17 protein-coding genes and 1 other annotated feature are annotated in these 17,403 nt (G+C 48.7%); of the genes, 12 read left to right on the plus strand and 5 right to left on the minus strand.

What is annotated here, in order from left to right; genetic code table 11:
• Position 1: 1 nt before the first annotated feature.
• The 4 genes from recF to dnaA all read right to left on the minus strand — a co-directional run bounded on the left by recF (position 2) and on the right by dnaA (position 4,435).
• Positions 2-1,120 (minus strand): DNA replication/repair protein RecF, encoded by a 1,119-nt coding sequence (gene recF, locus GSO_RS06475; RefSeq protein WP_010490308.1) that lies wholly within the window; start codon positions 1,118-1,120, stop codon positions 2-4.
• A complete protein-coding gene (yaaA, locus tag GSO_RS06480) occupies positions 1,117-1,329 on the minus strand; it encodes a S4 domain-containing protein YaaA (RefSeq protein ID WP_010490310.1) in 213 nt (70 codons plus the stop codon). The genes recF and yaaA overlap by 4 nt, the downstream gene beginning before the upstream one ends.
• A 443-nt stretch (positions 1,330-1,772) precedes the next feature.
• Positions 1,773-2,912 (minus strand): DNA polymerase III subunit beta, encoded by a 1,140-nt coding sequence (gene dnaN / locus GSO_RS06485; protein WP_010490312.1) that lies wholly within the window; start codon positions 2,910-2,912, stop codon positions 1,773-1,775.
• Between the two features lie 173 nt (positions 2,913-3,085).
• Entirely contained in the window at positions 3,086-4,435 is a 1,350-nt protein-coding gene (gene dnaA / locus GSO_RS06490) for a chromosomal replication initiator protein DnaA (RefSeq protein ID WP_010490314.1), read from the minus strand.
• Positions 4,436-5,194: 759 nt separating this feature from the next.
• On the opposite strand from dnaA, the gene rpmH reads away from it, so the two are divergent.
• The 10 genes from rpmH to GSO_RS06540 all read left to right on the plus strand — a co-directional run bounded on the left by rpmH (position 5,195) and on the right by GSO_RS06540 (position 13,873).
• Positions 5,195-5,335 carry a 50S ribosomal protein L34 gene (gene rpmH, locus GSO_RS06495; RefSeq protein WP_003568442.1) on the plus strand — a complete coding sequence of 47 codons (141 nt, stop codon included), beginning with the start codon at positions 5,195-5,197 and terminating at the stop codon, positions 5,333-5,335.
• A gap of 476 nt (positions 5,336-5,811) precedes the next feature.
• Positions 5,812-6,168: a ribonuclease P protein component gene (gene rnpA / locus GSO_RS06500; protein ID WP_010490327.1), complete on the plus strand. Its 357-nt coding sequence runs from the start codon at positions 5,812-5,814 to the stop codon at positions 6,166-6,168.
• Positions 6,169-6,197: 29 nt separating this feature from the next.
• The gene (yidC, locus tag GSO_RS06505; protein WP_010490329.1) at positions 6,198-7,034 is read left to right on the plus strand and encodes a membrane protein insertase YidC; all 837 of its coding nucleotides are present in this window, start codon (positions 6,198-6,200) and stop codon (positions 7,032-7,034) included.
• 17 nt (positions 7,035-7,051) lie between these two features.
• Positions 7,052-7,819: an RNA-binding cell elongation regulator Jag/EloR gene (jag, locus tag GSO_RS06510; RefSeq protein ID WP_010490330.1), complete on the plus strand. Its 768-nt coding sequence runs from the start codon at positions 7,052-7,054 to the stop codon at positions 7,817-7,819.
• Between the two features lie 471 nt (positions 7,820-8,290).
• Positions 8,291-9,679: a tRNA uridine-5-carboxymethylaminomethyl(34) synthesis GTPase MnmE gene (gene mnmE / locus GSO_RS06515; RefSeq protein WP_010490333.1), complete on the plus strand. Its 1,389-nt coding sequence runs from the start codon at positions 8,291-8,293 to the stop codon at positions 9,677-9,679.
• Positions 9,680-9,719: 40 nt separating this feature from the next.
• A complete protein-coding gene (gene mnmG / locus GSO_RS06520) occupies positions 9,720-11,621 on the plus strand; it encodes a tRNA uridine-5-carboxymethylaminomethyl(34) synthesis enzyme MnmG (protein WP_010490336.1) in 1,902 nt (633 codons plus the stop codon).
• Between the two features lie 231 nt (positions 11,622-11,852).
• Entirely contained in the window at positions 11,853-12,074 is a 222-nt protein-coding gene (locus GSO_RS06525; RefSeq protein ID WP_010490338.1) for a hypothetical protein, read from the plus strand.
• A 126-nt stretch (positions 12,075-12,200) separates the two neighbouring features.
• Positions 12,201-12,407, plus strand: a complete 207-nt coding sequence (locus GSO_RS06530) for a hypothetical protein (protein ID WP_010490340.1) — start codon at positions 12,201-12,203, stop codon at positions 12,405-12,407.
• A gap of 211 nt (positions 12,408-12,618) precedes the next feature.
• Positions 12,619-13,383, plus strand: coding sequence for a threonine/serine exporter family protein (locus GSO_RS06535; protein WP_010490342.1), 765 nt, complete (start codon positions 12,619-12,621; stop codon positions 13,381-13,383).
• A gap of 1 nt (position 13,384) precedes the next feature.
• Positions 13,385-13,873: a threonine/serine exporter family protein gene (locus GSO_RS06540; protein ID WP_010490344.1), complete on the plus strand. Its 489-nt coding sequence runs from the start codon at positions 13,385-13,387 to the stop codon at positions 13,871-13,873.
• A 70-nt stretch (positions 13,874-13,943) separates the two neighbouring features.
• Here the strand turns inward: GSO_RS06540 and GSO_RS06545 are convergent, their stop codons facing one another.
• Positions 13,944-15,029 (minus strand): iron-containing alcohol dehydrogenase family protein, encoded by a 1,086-nt coding sequence (locus GSO_RS06545; RefSeq protein ID WP_010490346.1) that lies wholly within the window; start codon positions 15,027-15,029, stop codon positions 13,944-13,946.
• A gap of 222 nt (positions 15,030-15,251) precedes the next feature.
• Positions 15,252-15,470, plus strand: a binding site (T-box leader).
• Between the two features lie 270 nt (positions 15,471-15,740).
• Between GSO_RS06545 and GSO_RS06550 the strand changes: the two genes are divergently transcribed.
• Both GSO_RS06550 and GSO_RS06555 read left to right on the plus strand, forming a co-directional pair.
• A complete protein-coding gene (locus GSO_RS06550) occupies positions 15,741-16,580 on the plus strand; it encodes a MetQ/NlpA family ABC transporter substrate-binding protein (protein ID WP_010490347.1) in 840 nt (279 codons plus the stop codon).
• A gap of 36 nt (positions 16,581-16,616) precedes the next feature.
• Positions 16,617-17,399, plus strand: a complete 783-nt coding sequence (locus tag GSO_RS06555) for a carbon-nitrogen family hydrolase (protein ID WP_010490350.1) — start codon at positions 16,617-16,619, stop codon at positions 17,397-17,399.
• Positions 17,400-17,403: the final 4 nt, after the last annotated feature.

The raw sequence follows: 17,403 nt of genomic DNA on the forward strand, positions 1-17,403 counted from the left end.
CCTACGCTTGTTTAGACAAAACCCCATCCTGCACCCGGAAAATAGCTGGTGCCGTGATGATTTCTTTTTGAATGCCATCCAGACTGGTAGTCGTCAGAAACGTCTGGACTTTGCTCTGAATGGCCTTGAGCAAGTGGGTCTGGCGCATCGCATCAAGTTCAGACAAAACGTCATCCAGCAACAAAACCGGATACTCGCCAGTCTGATCTTTCATTAAATCAATTTCTGCCAGCTTGACTGCCAAAGCCGTGGTACGTTGCTGTCCCTGACTGCCAAAATCGGCAACATCCTTTTCATTGACAATGAAGGCAACATCATCGCGGTGCGGCCCGACTAGGCTGGTTCCCTGTTCGATTTCACGTGCTTGCTGCTTCGCAAACAACGCGCCCAACGCCGCATAAGCCGCTTCACTATTTTGTTGCGCCTCCGCATCGACCTGGGTCTGGTACGAAAAGCGCAAATTTTCGCGTCCCTTGGTAATATCCTGTTGAATCGCCGCAGCGTACTCCGACATGGTTTGCAACAACTTGGCACGCGCGGTGATCAACTCGGCCCCAAAGGCAGCTAGCGAATCCGTCAAAACATCCAGATACACAAGATCTTTGGCCTGATGGTACTTTAGCTGCTTTAAGTAAGCATTGCGCTGCTTGAGGAACGTTTTGTATTGACTCAGGTTATAGAGATATTTCGAACTCATCTGGCCAAATTCCATGTCGATAAACCGACGTCGGCCAGCCGGGCTTCCCTTAACGATCGCCAAGTCCTCAGGGGCAAACAAAATGACATTGAAATGTCCTAAGTATTGCGACAATTTCGATTGTTCGATCCGATCAATTCGGGCCCGTTTGCCTTGGTGACTGATGACAAGCTCCAACTGATGGGTGCCGCTCTGCCGGGAAATCCGTCCGGAAACCCGCGCAAAATCGCTGCCGAACCGAATTAAATCTTTGTCACTGTTGGTTCGGTGGCTGCGAGCCAATGCCAAGACGTAAATCGCTTCAAGCAAGTTGGTCTTGCCCTGCGCATTCTCGCCTATCAGGACATTGATTTCCGGAGAAAAAGCCGTATCGACAGTGGCATAATTGCGATAATTCTTTAACGTCAAATGATCCAGCTTCATGCGCTCACGATCACATAAGTCTGACCGGCAACTTCAATCTGATCATCCGGATATAATTTCCGGCCACGACGGTCTTCGGCTGCACCGTTAACGGTTACCGGGTGCTCGCCTAGATACCACTTAGCTGCACCACCGTTATCAATGAGACCGGCTTCTTTCAGAAACTGACCCAATGTCAAAAATGCGGTCGTGATTTTGATGGTTGTCATCGTCGTCGCCCTCCAATCCGAAAAGTACCGGCAAATCGCATGAAATCGCGCTTTGCCGCAGATGAACACATAACAATTATACCCTTTTGTACATTAAAAAACAATTCTAAACAGGCATTTAAGCGGCTCTAAGCTAATTTGACACCAAGACGCCCCCCTAGACTAAAAACCCTTAAAAAGCCCAAAAACAGCCAAATTTTCAATTCTACTGTTTTTAGCCTAGCCTAAAGCGGTTTTTAAGGATGCTTAGTTATGGGGGCTTGTTGCCAAATGACGCAATGATTGTGAACTTTGCTGAAAAAAAAGGTGAACACAAACGTATGTTCCCAATATTTACTCAGTGGCTACGAATTCAGCTGGACGAGTGTTCAAAAAAAGATTCCAGAGCATTTTCCGCTCCGGAATCTTTTTATACTTAACACTTATAGCTGTTACATCACACTCTAGAATGTCCGCACTGGCGTAATGAGTTGGATGAACTTTTCCTTGTCTTCCGTCGGCACCAAGGTGAATGGGCGCAACGGGGCGGTGAAGTCAACTTCGATGGCGGTTTGGCCAAAGCCTTGGAGCGCGTCCTTCATGTAGTCAGGGTTGAAGGAAATCTCGAGATCTTCGCCGGTCAACTTGTTAAAGGTGAGGACTTCTTCGACATTCCCGACATCAGGCGAGTTGCCGTAAATCGTGGCTTTTTGATCCGCAATGTTGAGCACCAACCGAACCACGTTATTGCTGCTTGCGTGACTCAGCAAGCTCGCACGCTGAATAGACGCCAATAAGACCGGCGCATCGAATTCGACTTGCGTATTGCTCGACGTTGGAATCAGCCGACTGGTATCCGGGTAATTGCCTTCAAGCAACCGAGAATAAAAGGCGGTTTGACCAAAAACGAACAAAACCTGATTTTCGGCAATTCGAATTTCGATTTTTTCGACATCCTCGCTCAGCATCCGACTCAATTCGGTGAGGCTCTTACCGGGAATAATGATGTCGTAATTGGTGGTACTTGCACTCGGCAATGTCAGGGTTCGTTGCGCTAGTCGATGCGAATCAGTCGCAACGGCCACCAATTGATCGCCCATAATTGTGAAATGCACACCTGTCAAAATCGGGCGACTTTCTTGATTGGAAACGGCGATAACCGTTTGATTGATCAACTGCCGCAGCACTTCAGCCGGGACGGTCAACGCTTCATCAGCGGTAATTTCCGGTAACCGGGGATAGTTATTGGCGTCCAAGCCGTTAATCGTAAATTCGGAAGCACCGGAAGTAATGACGGTTTGAAAATTATCTTTGACTTCTAAGGTCATTTTGTCTTCCGGCAATCGCTTGACGATTTCACTAAAGAAACGTGCAGGCAACACGATTTCTCCGGTGCTGTCGATTTGAAGATCGTTGTTCTCATCAGCAATATTGATACGTGATTCGATCGAAATATCGGCATCACTACCGGTAAGTACCAGTCCCGTATCAGTGAGGACGATTTTTAAACCAGTCAGGATCGGAATCGTGGTTTTGGTTGAAATAGCCCGGGCAACGTCATTCAAGGTTTTCAAGAATGTGGATCGGGTAATCGTAAATTTCATAAGAGCCTCCCGTACGTTTATTTATATATATAATATAAAGCTTTTTAAGTAATAGTAATAGGCCGTGTTCAAACTGTGGAAAACTTTGAGAAACAACAGCCAGAAAAGTTATGCACTTGTGGATAAGTGCAAGGGACAAAGTTGGTGGGTTTTCGCAGTTGTCCACAAGTGGATTATCCACGATTTTTAAGAATATTTCGCAGTTCGACGACTTGGGCTTTAAGATCTTCATTCGTCGTCATCGCTGACATAATTTTTTCGTGCGCGTGGATGACCGTGGTGTGATCTTTACCGCCAATTTCCTGGCCGATTTTCGGCAGACTATTGTCAGTCATTTCCCGCGCCAAGTACATCGCGATCTGGCGCGGAATCACGATTTGTTTGACCCGTTTCTTACCTTTTAGATCCTGCACGGTGACCTGAAAATATTTGGCCACGGCGTCCAGTATCTGTGCAATGGTCAGTTGGCCGCTGCGATCATCGAGTTTAAGCGCCTTTAACGCATCGGCGGCCAAACTGGTCGTGATATCTTCATTTTTCATAGTAGAAAAAGCCTGGACACGTACCAAAGCCCCTTCCAAATCACGGACGTTACTTTCGATTTGGCCAGCAATATAGGAAAGTGTGTCATCGGGAATGCTGAGATCTTCGGCATCGGCTTTGTTACGCAAGATGGCAATGCGGGTTTCGAGATCGGGTGGTGTCACGTCGACAGACAAGCCCTTGTTAAACCGCGACACCAGCCGTTCCTGCAACTTAGGAATTTCGTTTGGCAGGCGATCGCTTGTGAGCACGATCTGCTTCATATTTTCGTACAGCGTATTGAACGTATGGAAGAACTCTTCCTGCGTAGCTTCTTTGTCGCCAAAAAACTGAATATCATCAACCAACAACAGATCAACATTGCGATACTCCTGGCGAAATTGTTCCTGCTGCTTAGTTTGAATCGAGTTGATGAAGTCGTTGGCAAAATTCTCGCTGGTGACATATTTAATGTTAGCTGCCGGATTATTTTCCAAAACCAGGTTACCGATAGCCTGCATTAAGTGCGTCTTGCCCAAACCGACGCCACCATAAATAAACAGCGGATTGTAGGTCGTGCCGGGAGCTTCGGCGACCGCTAACGCCGCGGCATGCGCCATTTGATTGCCTTTGCCGATCACGAACCGGTCAAACGTGTATTTCGGATTGAGATGCGTTTTCGCCTTAAAAGTCAGTTGTTGATCATCGTCATCGGTATTGGATGGTTGCTGATGCGTCGTGACCGGCTGTAACTCGTCTTTAGTCATGATCACCGGATCGACTTCTAGCTGGGCAAACTCGTAAACTCCTTCCACGACTTTGGTAACCAGATTCTTCTCCCAGTAAGCCTTATGCAACGATGCCGGAACTTCGATTTCAAGTTTATCTTTGGTTAACTTAACGGGTTTGGCTGTTTGAATCCATGTGCTGTAGCCGACTGGGGTCAACTCTTCACGGAATTTATCATTCAGGTAAGCCCAAAGCTCCTCTAAATTGGGCATAAGCGCCCCTCCTCTAAATAGCGGTTGTCATCAGCATCCAAAAAAGCCACTGATGACCAACATGTGATGATACGCGAACATCACATCAGCGCATAAAAAAACCACGGCAACTTCCATAGTTGTCAACAAGTGGATCAGCAAACGCTAAATGTGGTTTAACCTAAAATTGCCGACTTAAACACAGGCCGATCAAGATGGACAGGATTAAGTTCGGCTAACGAATGAATATAATAGCTGATTTTGGTTAGGTCGAAAAATGTTCTGCAGACATAAGTTTAGCATTGCGGAACCGAGTTTTCCACAGAAACCACAGTTTTCCACAAACAAAAATTCGCGAAATAAACAAGGTGCGAACAAATTATCCCCAGCCTTGAGGACACCCGCACCGAACTAACAAGAAAAATGCAGTTATGCACATAGCGTCTGTGGAACCAAAACCTTGTAGCAGTAGGTGTTTCACAAGATATGAACAGGCTTCTGACAGCCTGTGGATAACTATATCAACACCCATGTGATTCTGCGAATTAGCTGTGCGCTATTTGTGCATAACAATTAAAAGTGATTTTTGTGATACACAACTTATCCACAGGTCGACTAGCAACAGTGCGTAACCGTCAGAACAACGAAAAGTCCAAAAAAGATCCACTATGTCAGCGAAAAAACCTTGACGCAGCTTGCGTCCTCGTGTAAACTCGGATGATGTCTGATAATGCAAGTCATCTTAAAAAGATAAATCGGGTTTTATAGGAGGTGTCGTCAATGACAACCAAACGTACTTTCCAACCAAAGAAACGTCACCGCGAACGTGTTCATGGTTTCATGAAGCGAATGAGCACAAAAAACGGCCGCAAAGTTTTAGCACGCCGTCGCGCTAAAGGACGTAAAGTATTATCCGCCTAAGCCACTGACCGCGTCAGTGGTTTTTTTAAGAGCGCGAACAGGCCCGTTTAGAAACCGGAGTGTAAGTGGCCTTGGGCGTGATGGCGGTCTTTGCCATTGCGACCAAGGTCCTTACACGCAGGTTTCTGGGCCTGTGAGCGCGTTTCGGAGAGTTCTCGGCCAGCGAGCCGTGATGGCGGTCTTTGCCATTGCGACCAAGGTCCTTACACGCAGGTTTCTGGGCCTATGAGCGCGTTTCGGAGAGCCTCGGCCATTCCCAATTAAGGGAGCCGCCGATCTTAACCGCAACGCCTCCCGAAACCAAACCCCACCAGCCATCCAATGAACGGCAATGACCCGATTGTTGGTCGTTGCCGTTCATTTTATTCATCACCCATTTCCCATCCATCATATAAAATCGGCAGTCACCTGCTGATACATATAGGAAAACATCAAATCGTCTTGTATACTTAGAACCAGATTGTGAGGGAGCATCATTGCGCAAGTCGTATCGGATCAAAAAAGAAGCTGAATTTCAAAATGTGTTTGACCACGGCGATTCGGTTGCCAACCGCAATTTTGTGATCTATCACATGAAAAGGGATCAACCCCATTTTCGGGTGGGGATCTCTGTAGGCAAAAAAGTCGGCCACACCGCCGTGATGCGAAATCAGATTAAACGCTATATTCGCCAAAGCCTGCTCGAGTTAAAACCCGACATTGATCCGCAGACCGATTTTCTGGTCATTGCGCGTAAGTCCGCTAACCAGCTTGATATGGCTGAAACCAAGAAGAACCTGATTCATGTCATGCGCTTGGCGGGCATCCTGAACGAAGATATCGAGGTCATCTGACCATGCTTAGGTTAAGAGAGGGATTATTTGTGAAAAATCGTCAAATCAAACGCCTGCTTGTCATTGTGAGCATGCTGAGTCTGGTTTTCATTCTGACCGCCTGTGGCACGGCGCCAGTGTCAGAACATAGTACCGGATTCTGGGATCGTTATGTGGTTTACACGGCCGGCCAATTTGTTATCTGGCTGGCAAATCTGTTTGGCGGCAACCCCGGTGTCGGGATTATTGCCTTCACCCTGATCATCCGGATTTTGATTTTCCCGTTGAGCTACCTGTCCATCAAGAGTATGGCCAAGCAACAGGAACTCGCTCCGCAGATGAAAGAGCTGCAACAAAAATACAGTTCTAAGGACACGGAAACCCAGACCAAGCTGCGTGATGAAACCCAGAAACTTTATGCTTCTGCGGGCGTTAACCCAGTGATGGGCTGTTTGCCAATCGTGATTCAGATGCCATTTCTGATTGCGCTGTATCAAGCGATTTTGCGAACAACATCGCTGCAATCCGGAACGTTCCTATGGATGAACCTGTCCAAACCCGATCCATGGTGGGTGATGCAGATTCTGGCGACCTTATTTACGTTAGGCACCAGCATTTTATCCATGATGGCTCAGCCAACTCGTAATTCAAGCAGTTGGATTATGATGATCATTTCGCCGCTGATGATTTTTGTTTTCTCAGTAACCTTACCAAGTGCGCTGGCCATTTACTGGGTTGTTACCAACGCCTTTTCAATGGTTCAGCAGTTACTGATTCAAAACCCATTCAAGATTCGGCGCGAGCGTGAAGAAAAAGCGCGGGCGGAAAAGGAAAAAGAACGGGCACTCAAAAAGGCGTATAAGAAAGCGACCAAACGGCGTAAATAACAACGGGAGGAAGCAAGATGCCAACCTTTCAAGGCAGTACGATTCAAAAAGCCATCGAAACCGGGCTGAAGCAACTTGGCCTACCACGTGATGCGGTTAGCGTTCAAGTTGTTCAGGAAAACAAGAACGGCTTCTTGGGCTTCATGCGTAAACCGGCCATTGTCAATCTAAAACCACTGGAGCCACCTGCAGATCCAGCTCCTGATCCAAAAACCGACCATGATCCTGCAGGTAAATCAAGTCCGGGTAAACTTGCAGTGGCATTAACCGACACTGCCGGTAAGAAAATTGCCAGTGCGTTTAACGATATCACCACTAAAAAGCGCGACAATCAAACCGCGCTGGCGATGGTGCAAAGCTATTTGGAAGACATCACCACCGGCATGGGGATCAAAACGCAAGTCAGCAGCGAACGTCAGGGCAATACAGTTACCTTCCAACTCAAAACCGATGAGGAAGGGCTGTTAATCGGCAAACACGGCAAGATTATCAATGCCATTCAATACTTAGCCCAGACCGAATTCAACCATTATGCCAAAAGCAAATGGACGATTATGTTGGATGTTGGCGATTATCGCGAACGCCGCCAAGCCACCGTTACGCGCTTAGCCGAACGCACCGCGCGTGAGGTTTTGGCAACCGGCAAAGCGATCTACTTAGATCCAATGCCATCATTCGAACGCAAGGCTATCCACACGACCCTAGCCGACAATCAATACGTCGACACCCATTCCGAAGGCGTCGACCCCCGCCGCTACGTCGTGGTCACCCCAAAACGACCGTAACTAACTTTTGACAAGTAGCCTTCATTTAAGTATGATGGTCACAGTTTAATAACGATGAAGTAGTCAAAGTGCTTTATCCAGTCTCTCCCAAACAAGGGCAGAGACTGGATTCGGCACTTTTTTTGTGAAGTGAGCGCGAGCCGGCGCGTTCAGAAGCCGGCGAGCGCGTTATGAAGTGAGCGTGAGCCAGCCCGGTTAGAAGCCGGAGTGTAAGTGTCCTCGGGCGTGATGGCGGTCTTTGCCATTGCGACCGAGGTCCTTACACGCAGGCTTCTGGGCTGGGGAGCGCGTTATGGAGAGCGTCAGGCGGGCTGGGCCTTGGCCATTTAGGCTTGAGGTCCTTACACGCAGGCTTCTGCGCCGGGGAGCGCGTTATGGAATGCCACAGTAAAAAGCCCCTCCGCAGCTTAACCACCGCCACTATCCAAAACCTTCTCAACACACAAACTATCAAAAAAGGAGTCGTCCGTTATGTCTACATCTATCACTGCTTACGACACCATCGCAGCGATTTCGACACCGCCTGGCGAAGGTGCGATCAGCATTGTCCGGCTCAGCGGCGAAACCGCCGTCACAACCGCCAACAAAGTCTTCAAAGGCAAAGACCTCACAAAAGTCAAAAGTCATACGATTCATTACGGCCACATTGTCGATCCGGAAAGCGGCGACTTGATTGATGAAGTGATGGTGAGTGTGATGTTGGCGCCAAAGACGTTCACCCGCGAAGATGTGGTTGAAATCAACTGTCACGGCGGCATTGTTGCGACTAATCGCATTTTGCAATTACTACTTGGCGAAGGTGCCCGCATGGCCGAGCCAGGCGAATTTACCAAACGGGCCTTTTTAAATGGGCGGATTGATCTCACTGAAGCCGAGTCGGTCATGGATCTGATCCGGGCAAAAACAGATCGCGCCATGCAGGTCGCCGTTAATCAGCTGGATGGGAATCTGCACACGTTAATTAAACGGCTGCGGCAGGAGATTCTCGAAGTGTTAGCTCAAGTCGAGGTCAATATCGACTATCCCGAATACGATACGGACGAAATGACGACCAAAATGCTGCTTGAAAAAGCGCAAACCGTCAAAAAAGCCATCGAACAGCTGCTGACCACAGCCAGCCAAGGAAAAGTGCTACGCGAAGGCTTGGCGACAGCGATTGTCGGGCGCCCGAATGTGGGTAAAAGTTCGTTGCTGAACCATATGTTGCACGAAGACAAGGCCATTGTGACTGATGTTGCCGGCACCACGCGGGATGTGCTGGAGGAATACGTTAATGTGCGCGGCGTTCCGTTGAAGTTGGTCGACACGGCCGGCATTCATGACACCACTGATAAAGTCGAAAAAATCGGCGTCGAACGTTCGCGGCAAGCCATCACGCAGGCGGATCTGATTTTACTGGTATTAGACCAAAGTCAACCGCTGACGGCCGAAGATCGCGAATTGGTCGCGGCCACCGCAGACAAAAAACGTATTATTGTCCTGAATAAACAAGACCTACCAAAACAGCTCGATACAGATGCTCTGTACAAGTTAGTAAAACCGAATGAAGTCATCAAAACGGCCATTCCTACCAGTGATGGCATGGACGAACTTGATGAGCGCATCGCTAAACTCTTCTTTGGCGGCATTGAAAACAGTCAGGGTACCGTTATGGTTTCGAATGCGCGGCAAATCGGCTTGTTGCGGCAGGCTAGCAAAAGTCTGGACGCGGTCATTGCCGGTATCGATGCCGGGATGCCGATCGATTTGGTGCAAATTGACATGACCGCAGCTTGGGACAAACTCGGTGAAATTACTGGTGAAAGTGCCCCGGATGAATTGATCACCCAGTTATTCAGTCAATTTTGCTTAGGTAAGTAACCTTTAATGTGATGAGAAACAGATTCGTGGAGGAAAACAGATGCCAGAAGTAAAGAAGTTTGAAGCCGGCAAGTATGATGTGGTGATTGTCGGCGCCGGCCATGCCGGTTGTGAAGCTGCCTTAGCTGCGGCGCGCATGGGTGAAAAAACATTGTTGCTAACGATTAGCCTGGAAATGTTGGCATTTATGCCATGTAATCCCAGTCTCGGCGGTCCGGCCAAGGGAATCGTGGTCCGCGAAATCGATGCACTTGGCGGTGAAATGGGCAAGAATATCGACCGCACCTATATTCAAATGCGGATGCTCAACACCGGTAAGGGTCCGGCTGTGCGGGCGTTGCGGGCGCAGGCGGATAAAGCTGCCTATCATCGCAGCATGAAGCATGTCATCGAAGACACACCTAACCTGGATTTACGCCAAGGGTTGGCAACCGAAGTGCTGGTCGAAGACGGCAAGGCAGTTGGCATCGTGGCCGCAACCGGCGCGACTTATCGAGCCAAAAGCGTTGTGCTCACGGCTGGCACTAGCTCCCGCGGCAAGATTATCATCGGCGAGCTGATGTACAGTTCCGGCCCTAACAACAGTTTGCCAAGCATCAAGTTGTCGGAGAATCTGGAGCACCTTGGTTTTAAATTACGCCGCTTTAAAACCGGAACACCGCCACGGGTTAATGGCAACACGATTGACTTCAGCAAAACCGAAGAACAGCCGGGTGACACGACGCCGAATCATTTTAGTTTTACGACTCCTGACTCGGTCTACCTCAAAGACCAGTTAAGCTGCTGGATGACGTATACCAACGCAACGACCCACCAAATCATCCGCGAAAATCTGGATCGCGCACCGATGTTTTCCGGCGTCATTAAAGGTGTCGGTCCGCGTTATTGCCCATCCATTGAAGATAAAATCGTGCGCTTTGCGGATAAGCCACGCCACCAGCTGTTTCTGGAACCTGAAGGCCGCGACACTTCCGAGTATTATGTCGGTGACTTTTCCACGTCCATGCCTGAAGAGATTCAGTTGAAAATGCTGCATAGTGTGGCGGGTTTGGAAAAGGCCGAGCTTATGCGTCCGGGGTATGCGATTGAGTATGATGTGATTGAGCCGTGGCAATTGAAAGCGACGTTGGAGACTAAAATCGTTGAGAACCTCTACACTGCCGGTCAAATGAATGGTACCAGCGGTTATGAAGAAGCGGCTGGCCAGGGAATCGTGGCCGGGATCAATGCGGCCCGCCGTGCTCAAGGTAAAGGACCGTTCACCTTGAAGCGGTCCGATGCTTATATTGGCGTCATGATTGACGATCTGGTCACCAAAGGCACGAACGAACCTTATCGATTGCTGACTAGCCGCGCAGAGTATCGGTTGTTGTTGCGCCACGACAATGCTGACTTACGACTCACGCCAATGGGTCACGAGCTGGGCTTAATTAGTGATCAGCGGTACGCTGACTTTTTGGCAAAACGCCAGGCTATCACGACGGAATTGAAGCGACTGGAGACAACGCGGTTGAAACCCAAGGATGTTAACCCGTGGCTTGAAGCCCATCACTTTGCGCCATTGAAAGATGGTGTTCTCGCCAGCGATTTCCTGAAGCGGCCGGAAATTGATTACCAAACCATGGCACAATTTTTACCTGACAATCCGGAACTGGATCATCGGGTCATCGAACAAGTCGAAATTCAAATTAAATACGCCGGTTACATTGCCAAGGAAGAAGCCAGCGTTGCCAAGTTGAAGCGACTTGAAGGCAAAAAGATTCCGACACGCATCGATTACAATGCCATCAACGGTTTGGCGACAGAGGCCCGGCAGAAGCTGGTTAAAATCCAACCGGCAACCATCGCTCAGGCCAGCCGAATCAGCGGGGTTAATCCGGCTGATGTCGCAATTTTGTCGGTTTATATCGAACAGGGACGTATTAGTAAGGTGGCGCAATAGAAGCGTGGCCAGGAAACCTGAAGTTAAAGGTTCCCTGGCTTTTTTGATGCGAGCGAGAACCGAGGCAACCAGAAATCAAGGAACGCGCATGATGGTATTGAGTAAAGAAATTGATGGATTGAAACTGTTCAAATAAATAAATTTATATTATGATAAGAACCATTAACCTGTAGATGCTTTGAAACTGACCTTGGATGAAACTCTCCCCCCTTAATAAAGGAGTTTTAACTTATGAAGCAAAACCTGATCCAGTCGTTGTGGTTTATTTTTCTGTTGTTTTTGGCATTTGTGGTACCGGTGTTCGGTCTTCTGCCGGCTATTTATTTATGGACAACAATGAAAAAAGTACCTGACTTGGCAGCCATGCGGGGATGGACAATGGGGGCGCTTGTGGTGCAGGGTTGCTACGTGCTCGCATTGGTCTTGATTTTTCTGTTTTTTGTCCCGGCATAAGTGGTACCCGCCAACATGCGATTGAAGCATAGACTTTGTGTTGAGGCAAAAACATTGATATTCTAAAAGCGGTCAGCGATGATCAACCGCGATCAATGGCTGATACATTAGCGTGAGGTATACCAGATGGATATTCTTTTGCCGCGGCTGCTACTAATCTTTTTGCTATTACTGATCTGTGTCATGTTGGTACTGTCCCTGATTGCGATTTTATGGAAAAGCAGGTTTTCCAGATTGCTCAAAAGTTTGCTGGCAACACTGATTGGCGGTGCCTTGATTTTATTGGTTTATGGATCGTTATTTATTATTTTCTTTGGGGTTAATACACCTTAATGTGAAGTTTAATGCGTGTAATAAGTGCACGGCTGAAAAAAGTGTCTGCTGCAGCGGGCGCTTTTTTCATTGGTTAAGCTGGGCAACTGATGAAAATTTGTTTTAGACACGATATGCTGTTTTTAAATGACTATTTTATGGCGGGTTGCTTGCCACTGGCGCTAAAAAAGCCGACAATTAGTAAAACGCAACGCGATAAGGAGCAGGATGCATGAGCCAACCGGATACAGAAGAAATTTTAGAAGTTTGCGGCAAGGTCGGTGAGATTTTGCTTAATGCCGGTGCGGAGACTTCGCGCATCGAGACGACGGTTGAATATATCGGACATGCTGCTGGGGCGCGGGTTGCCTGTTATGCTACGATCACCGCGGTGTTTGTCAGTCTGGAAAATGAGAGCCGGACGCGGTTGATTAAGTCATCGTTAGGTGGGTTCAACTTGCAAAAGGTCGATGAGCTGAATCAGCTTTCGCGGGAGTTCGTTGCGCACAAAATTACGTTTGACGCTTTGAAACGCGAGGTGGCCCGGATTGATCGGCAGGTCATCAATTTCCCCTGGTGGGCGCGCATTCTTGGTGCCGGTTGGGTTTCGGTGGCGCCGATGCTATTGTTTAAAGCAACGAACGGCGATCTGGCCTGGGCATTTTTTGTCGGGATCTTTGGGTATCTCGGAGCGGAATTTGTCGGTCGGCGCACCACAACGCCTTATTTCAAAGAGGCGACCGGGGCGTTTGTGGTGGCGATTTTGGCAGAGTTGCTCATGAATATTGGCTGGGGCGATAATGCCGGCAATATTATTATCAGTGCGCTTATGCCGTTGGTGCCGGGGGTTGCGATAACGAACGCGATTCGTGAAATTCTGTCGCGGCAGATTATCAGCGGCATCGTCCGAACCGTGGATGCCATTTTTGTCGCTGGGGCAATCGGTTCCGGCGTTGTGATTGCGATTGTCTTGACGCAAGTGCTAGGAGGGCGTTAACGTGCGGTTACTCGTTGAATTTATTATCAGCATCTTATCGAGCATCGGCTTTGGCGTCATCACCAATATTCCCAAACGCGCGTTGCTGCCGGCGGGGATTACCGGCGGCGTTTCATGGTGTGCCTACTGGCTGATCAGTTTGCAGGATCACAGTCTGGTGCTGCCGAACTTTACCGCAACGGTGATCATCGGGTTATTAGGGAATTATTTTGCCATTCGCCATCGGGTGCCGGTGAATACGATTTACATACCTAGCCTTGTGTCGCTGGTGCCAGGTGGGATCGCCTATCTGGGTGCTCGCAGTTTTACTATGGGAAAAGCAGCCAGTGCCGCGCAGCAGATCTATAATGTTATTTTGATCGCGATGGCACTGGCGGTAGGGTTTGTGGTGGCAGAGGTTATTTTCAAAGCCATCCGTCCATTTTTGATTCGCTTGATCGCCAAACTGCCTGAAGCACAGACAAAATCACGCGGCGGAAAATCGGCATGAGGTCACATTAAAATACGCCGTTACTCAACGCGATAAAGTTGGGTAGCGGCGTATTTTTCCTAACTAGTTCTTAAGCAGCAGCTTCGCTAGTAACTTGTTCTACTTTTTTCATAGCGGATACAATTTGCTGCGGTGTTAGATTCTTGTCGATTAAAATAAAGGTTTCCTCGGGTTTGGCAGCAAATTCAGCCACTTGCTGCATCTTCGGACCAATATTTTCGGTGACGTGCAGATCCTCGAGGTTTAATGGCAGGCCGATTTTTTCATAAAAAGGCATCAGGCTGCGAATTTCATCGTCATCCCCAGTTGTGGCGAGTTGCACCAAAATGCCGTAAGCCACTTTTGAGCCGTGGAGAATCGCGTGGGTTTCCGGCAGGTAGGACAGTCCGTTATGAACGGCGTGGGCACCCGCAGCTCGGCCATCAACGCCGCCGAAGCCGCCAACTTCTCCGGCTAAGCCAATGATCGTGTCGGCAACGGCTTCAAAGGCAGGCGTGTCCCGACCGGCATCCAGATCAGCCAAGGCTTGCTCGGCATTTTTGAAGAGAATTGCCTGAATCGTTTTGGCAGATGCACGACTTAGTTGACCATAGGCATTGAGCTGGTCAACCTTATTGCGGGTGATGCCGTCCATTTCGTACCACTTCGCCAGCGTATCACCAATCCCGGCAACAAAGAAATCATGCGGCGTGCTGAGCAGTAAGTTATAGTCGACCAAGGTGATATAAGCCGACTTTTTAAAATATTCAACGTAACTAAACGTATGTCCCTGTGCGTGGTAAATCGCCGCTAATGGGGTGAATGGCGCACAGTTGGAAGCCAGCGTCGGAATGCTAATCAGTTCGGCACCCAACGTTTCGGCGGCGACCTTAGCCGTGTCGATCAAGCGGCCAGCCCCGATTCCCAAGACAGCATCAGCCTGACCGATAGCTTCGGCCAAAGCATGACCGTTCTCATCACTGGCTGATCCGTCATAGTGATAAACCGGTAAGTCCAATGTGCCCGGATAGGCTTTTTCAAATGCTGCAAAACTCTTTTCGCCGGTAATGACGACCGGTTGGGTGAAATCCTTCAAAATGGTATCCAAATAAGCAAGCGCGCCGGCCTCACTGACAAACCGATTGGCTCCAGGGCGTAAATCAAATTCCAGCTCCATCGACAAAACTCCTCTCATGTAAATCTCATCTTATGTGATAATTGTTAACATACGCGCAGTGATAAGCGAAGTCAACCAAAAAATAAAAAATATCCGGTTTTCAGAAAAAAGCTGGCATAAACGGCGGCATGTTCCCGTGGACAACTGGCGAAACAAAACAGTTGACATTTAACCCAGATGCAGATAAACTGCTTTCAACTTTAAAAATAACTGATAAAATGATGAAACGTCATGAAGCGGAGAGTAGTCAGAAACGCAGCTTAAGCGAGTCGATGGGTGGTGGAAATCGATGCAGGCGTCTGGTGAAAATGACCGCGGAATGGATCCGGCGATAAGTCGGGTACGCACTAGGCCTGCGTTAGACGGTCTCGATGTCAACAGGCATCGTTAAGGTTACACAGTAACGAACCAGGGTGGTACCCCGACATTGTCGGCCCTGCTGAATCATTAAATTGATTCGGCAGGGCTATTTTTTTTGAGCGTGAGCAGGAGCGCTTAGAAATCGGAGTGTAAGTGGCCTCAAGCCTAAATGGCTGGGCTTTGGCCATTTAGGCTTGAGGTCCTTACACGCAGATTTCTGCGACTGCGAACGCGTTATGGAGAAAGCGTCAGTCTTGGCTCCTACGCCAGGAGCACCTTACGACAGTCAGCTCCCTTCATGCAGCTCATCATTTTATCAGCCAAACAACCCACAATAGGAGGATTTTTTACATGAAAAAATGGTTGAAGTTAAGCTGGGCAGCAGTTCTCGCGTTAAGCCTTTTGGTCGTTCTAACCGCCTGTGGCAGCAGTAGCGCCAGCAGCAAGGCCTCGGCGAATCAGTTGTCAGACAAAACGATTACGGTCGGTGTTACCGCCGGACCGCACGAATTAATCATGAAGCAGGTCGCAAAACTGGCTAAAAAAGATGGCTTAACGATCAAATTAAAGCAGTTCACCGACTATAACAGTCCCAATGTGGCTTTAAACGATGGCGATTTGGGCGCGAATAGTTACCAGACACTGCCATTTTTGAAAGAACAGATTAAATCCAAGAATTTCAAGATTACCCAGGTTTTCAAAACCGTGGCGTTTCCAATGGGCGTTTATTCCAAAAAGATTAAGGACTTGAAGGCACTCAAGAAAGGCGATTCGATCGCGGTGCCGAACGATCCGTCAAACGAGTTGCGGGCGCTGCAGCTTTTCGAAGCCGCGGGCGTGATTAAGCTTAAAGCCGGCATCAGCCAAAAGGCCACGAAAGCAGATGTTGTCGAGAATCCGCTGGGACTGAAGATTGAAGAGTTGGAAGCTTCGCAATTGCCGACGCACTTGCAAGATGTGACGGCCGCCGCCATCAACACGAATTTTGCGTTTGATTCCGGCCTCACGATTAACCAAGATGCGATTTATCATGAGAAAACCAAGAACAATCCTTATCCAAACTACTTTGTGGTACAGACCAAGCATCAAAATGATAAGGTCATCAAGCAAATTAAGAAATACTATCAGAGCAAAACCATTAAGGATTATATTGCCAAGGAATTCAAAGGATCCATCGTGCCCGCCTTCTAAGTCAAAGGTGGACGTGATTAAAAAAGAGGGATTGAGATGACTCAGTTAACACTTGCTTTAGCGCAAATCGACATTGCTTTTGGGCAACCAGAGCGAAATTATCAAACGGTGGCCGATGCGGTGGCCGAAGCAGCCCAAAAAAAGTCGGATGTCGTCATGTTACCGGAAATGTGGAATACCGGCTATGACCTTGAGCATCTGGAGACGCTTGCCGATCCGGATGGCTTGCGGACGCAGACTTTCTTAAGCGATCTTGCGCGCCACTATCACCTGACGATCGTGGGTGGATCAGTCGCCACAGCAGAAAATGATCACTTTTTCAATCGCAGTTTGACGCTGGATGCCCAGGGTCACTTGCTGGCAGCGTATGCGAAGGCGCATCTTTTTCGCCTGATGAATGAAGAAAAGTTCATTACCGCCGGATCCGAAGCCGACCACTTTACGCTGACAGTGCCTGCCAGTGTGGCGATTTGCTATGACTTGCGGTTTCCGGAGTGGTTCCGGCGCATGGCCAGTGATGGCACGCAGCTGTTTTTCCTACCGGCTGAATGGCCGACGCCGCGATTGCTGCAATTTGGGGCGTTATTGACTGCTCGCGCTATCGAAAATCAGGCTTTTGTGGTGGCGGTGAATCGGGTTGGGCAAGATCCCGATAACGATTTTGGCGGGCAAAGCCAGGTGATTGATCCGTTCGGCACGCGTCTGTTGCAACTGGACGATCAGCCGCAAGTCGGCATCGTCACCATCGACTTGGATCAGATTGCGGCCGCGCGTCAACAAATCCCGGTCTTTACGGATCGGCGGCCGGAACTGTATTAAGCCA

It is taken from the genome of Lacticaseibacillus zeae DSM 20178 = KCTC 3804 (assembly GCF_000260435.1).
Lineage (GTDB): Bacteria > Bacillota > Bacilli > Lactobacillales > Lactobacillaceae > Lacticaseibacillus > Lacticaseibacillus zeae.